The 3,204-nt window shown below is 62.0% G+C and carries 2 protein-coding genes and 1 pseudogene; 2 read left to right on the plus strand and 1 reads right to left on the minus strand.

Features of this window, described 5'->3' with window-relative positions; all coding sequences use genetic code 11:
* On the plus strand, positions 1-731 hold a 731-nt coding region (locus tag NKH05_RS32740), incomplete at its 5' end, for a site-specific integrase (protein WP_353027076.1).
* A gap of 674 nt (positions 732-1,405) precedes the next feature.
* Here NKH05_RS32740 and NKH05_RS32745 read toward each other — a convergent pair.
* Positions 1,406-1,795, minus strand: coding sequence for a B3/B4 domain-containing protein (locus tag NKH05_RS32745; RefSeq protein WP_353027078.1), 390 nt, complete (start codon positions 1,793-1,795; stop codon positions 1,406-1,408).
* 151 nt (positions 1,796-1,946) lie between these two features.
* Between NKH05_RS32745 and NKH05_RS32750 the strand changes: the two are divergent.
* Positions 1,947-2,930: pseudogene (locus tag NKH05_RS32750) on the plus strand (IS5 family transposase).
* Positions 2,931-3,204 lie beyond the last annotated feature (274 nt).

Consider the following 3,204-nt stretch of genomic DNA (forward strand, 5'->3'; position numbering starts at 1 on the left):
ATTTTGCCCAGCGCGGCCAGCCGCTGGACCGCAAGGACCGGCATATCGCCACGGTGATGGCTGGCGTTCGCAACACCCACGCCTCCCCTCCCCGGCAGAAGGACGCGATCCTGCCCGAGGATCTGATCGCCATGCTGGAAACCCTCGACCGCGGCACGCTGCGCGGGCTGCGCGACCGCGCCATGCTGCTTCTGGGTTTTGCCGGTGGGCTGCGGCGCTCGGAAATCGTCGGGCTCGACGTTGGTCGCGACCAGACCGAGGATTCTTCTGGCTGGATTGAGTTTTTTCCTGACAAGGGCGTGCTGGTGACCCTGCGCGGCAAAACCGGTTGGCGCGAGGTCGAGGTCGGCCGCGGCTCCTCCGACGCCACCTGCCCGGTGGTCGCGCTGCAAACCTGGCTGAAGCTGGCGCGGATCGGCCATGGCCCTTTGTTCCGAAGGGTAATAGGGCAAGACAAAAGAGTCGGCGCCGATCGGCTTAACGACCAGGAGGTCGCACGCCTGGTCAAGCGCACGGCGCTCGCAGCCGGCGTGCGTGGCGATCTGTCGGAGGGCGAACGCGGTCAAAAGTTTGCTGGCCATTCGCTGCGCGCCGGCCTCGCGTCCTCGGCCGAGGTCGACGAGCGCTATGTGCAAAAGCAGCTCGGTCACGCCTCGGCCGAGATGACGCGAAAGTATCAGCGCCGGCGCGATCGTTTCCGCGTCAATCTCACCAAGGCGTCCGGGCTCTGAAAAGCCCCCCTCCCTGCCCCGTTTTGTCCGCTGGGATGAGGCGGTCAGATCTCAGGCGATAACAATACCTCATCGAGCACAGCGAGCGCTGTATCCAGACTATCGGCGGCCGACGCTTCGTAGTCAGGCATGATCATCAACTGCGTTATGGCACGGCCCACAAGAGGGCATCGCGATAAAAGTACGCCAAACAACGCTAAGGGAGAACAAACGGTGATCTGATTTCGTTCGACGCTCGTTTTCGAGAGCCGTTCTGGGTCGTTTGCAATCAACTGTGTAGGCCAGCGGAGCGAGCAAGGAGCGCCAGATCCGGACAGGGCTGAGTGGGGGTGTTTTTCCGGAAGGTGGGGCCATGCCCTAAGGACACGAAATGTAGTGGATTCGTCGATCCGCGCGGTTTCGATTCGCGCACCCGGGCACAACGCTTGGATAAGTCCCATCAAATGCTCTCCGGTGCCCGTCATCTGTATAGCTGACATTGGGCCGAGGGCTTCCAGCACGAGCCACATGGCGCGGGTATCGACCGTGACCCATGGTGCGCCGCCCCTGCCGCCAGTTCCAGCGGCGGCACGTGACACCGGCATCATCGCACCAGATGACTTCGCCCGGTTCGGGATGCTCGGTTACCATTTCACCTTGCTCGATCGTGCCGAATGGCTCCGCTCCCTTCGCAATTAAAAGTCTCGGGACCCCTGGTAAAGATCGAGATCCTCCCCGCCAATCGGAACGCCATACAACACGCTGACGGCATTGTAGGCATCAACCAGTGGGGAAATCCGCGGGAGAGAGCCATCTTTCCGCACCCGCTTGAGAAGCGCGGCGGCCGAGCACGGCGTTCGATTGGCTTTTGTGCCGAAAGCCTCGTAGGCAACGGCCCACGCCGCAAGATGCGCGTCCCTTTGGGCGTCATCGCGAAGCGCCGCCTGTTCCGCCGCCGCAATCGTGTCGTTCAACGCCTGTGCATCCGGCACGTCGATTTCAGCGTTCCGCACCACAATGCTGATCAGATGAAAATCCGGGTAGCGGGCCTTGATCTCGGGGGCAATCAATGGCGTGAAAGACATGGGATGCTCTTTTCTCATGGGGGGGCTTTGCGCTGCGGGTCGTTCGGGAAATGTATGAAGAAAGGTGCTTGTCGAGGCGTTGGTGCGTGGAACATTTTTCAAGGGTTTGCCGATAGGCAGGCGAGATCGCCAACGACATGATCTCCGCCCGATGCCCTACAAACACAATGCCAGCCGCCGTCACCGAGTCGCGAAGATGAAATTCAAGGTGACAAACTGGCCGGAATACGAGGCGGGCCTTCGGCGGCGCGGCAGTCTGACGCTGTGGTTGACAGAAGAAGCCTTGGCCAGGTGGCATGCGCCGCGAAGAACGACCCGCGGCGGCCAGCCCCGCTATTCCGATCTCGCCATCGAGGCGGTCTTGACACTGGGATGCGTCTTCGGGCTTCGTCTGCGCCAGAGCGAGGGATTGGCGACCTCGCTGCTCGATCTGATGGGGCTTGATCTACCGGTTCCCGATCACACGACGCTAAGCCGCCGGGCGCAGATATGGGAACCATCGGCCAAGCGGCAGCGGCTCCCGAGGACGCTCCGCTGCATGTGCTGATCGATAGCACCGGATTTGAAAGTCTACGGCGCCGGCCAATGGCTGGAAGACAAGCACGGTGCCAGATCACGCCGGACCTGGCGCAAGCTGCATTTGGTTCTCAATGCCGAAAGCGGCGAGATCATCGCCCATTGTCTGACCGACCAGGACGGCGACGATCCCTCGCAGGTGAAGCCGCTGCTCGACCGCATCGACACAGAGATCGACCAATTCACGGCCGACGGAGCATATGATGGCGGTCCCACCTACTGCGCGGTGCTGCAACACAGCGTCACCGCAAGGATAGTCATCCCGCCACGTTCAACGGCCGTGGAGAGTGATGACACCGGACCACCCGGTCAAAGGGACGGTCACATCACGGCGATCGCCAATGATGGAAGGCTGAATTGGCAGGCGTCCACCGGCTATGGCAAGCGCGCCCTGATCGAGACCGCCGTCGGGCGCCACAAGGGGCTGATCGGACGTCGCCTGCGAGCCCGCTCCTTTTCGGCTCAGCAGACCGAGGTCGCCATCGGCTGCGCCGTTCTCAACCGCATGACGGCGTGCGCACGCCCGGAGTCCGGTCGCTGCCCGGCAAGGCCGACATAGCAGGCGGCATCAAAGAGCTGATTGTGCCTAATGCCACATTTGTGCACCAACGCCTTGTGGCGCGGGCAGCCACAGGCACAGGCTACGCGGAAAATGAAAAGCGGGGCCAACCCATTCGCTTGCACACAGCCTGGGTTTTGCCAGCTCCTCAACCGCAACGTGCTGTCAATCTTCGTCTTGCCATGTCTTGAACGCCGAACTGTTCACGCCATTGGCGCCGCTTTGTCATCCCGTGCCCCGAAATGAGGCCGTCGTTCGAACGATATGCGCAGTT

Source organism: Mesorhizobium sp. M1399 (assembly GCF_040317735.1).
In the GTDB taxonomy this organism is placed as follows: Bacteria; Pseudomonadota; Alphaproteobacteria; order Rhizobiales; family Rhizobiaceae; genus Mesorhizobium.

Coding starts and splice junctions, on each gene's coding strand:
- NKH05_RS32745 (WP_353027078.1), bottom strand. CDS start 1,795: ATGTCTTTCACGCCATTGATTGCCCCCGAGATCAAGGCCCGCTACCCG.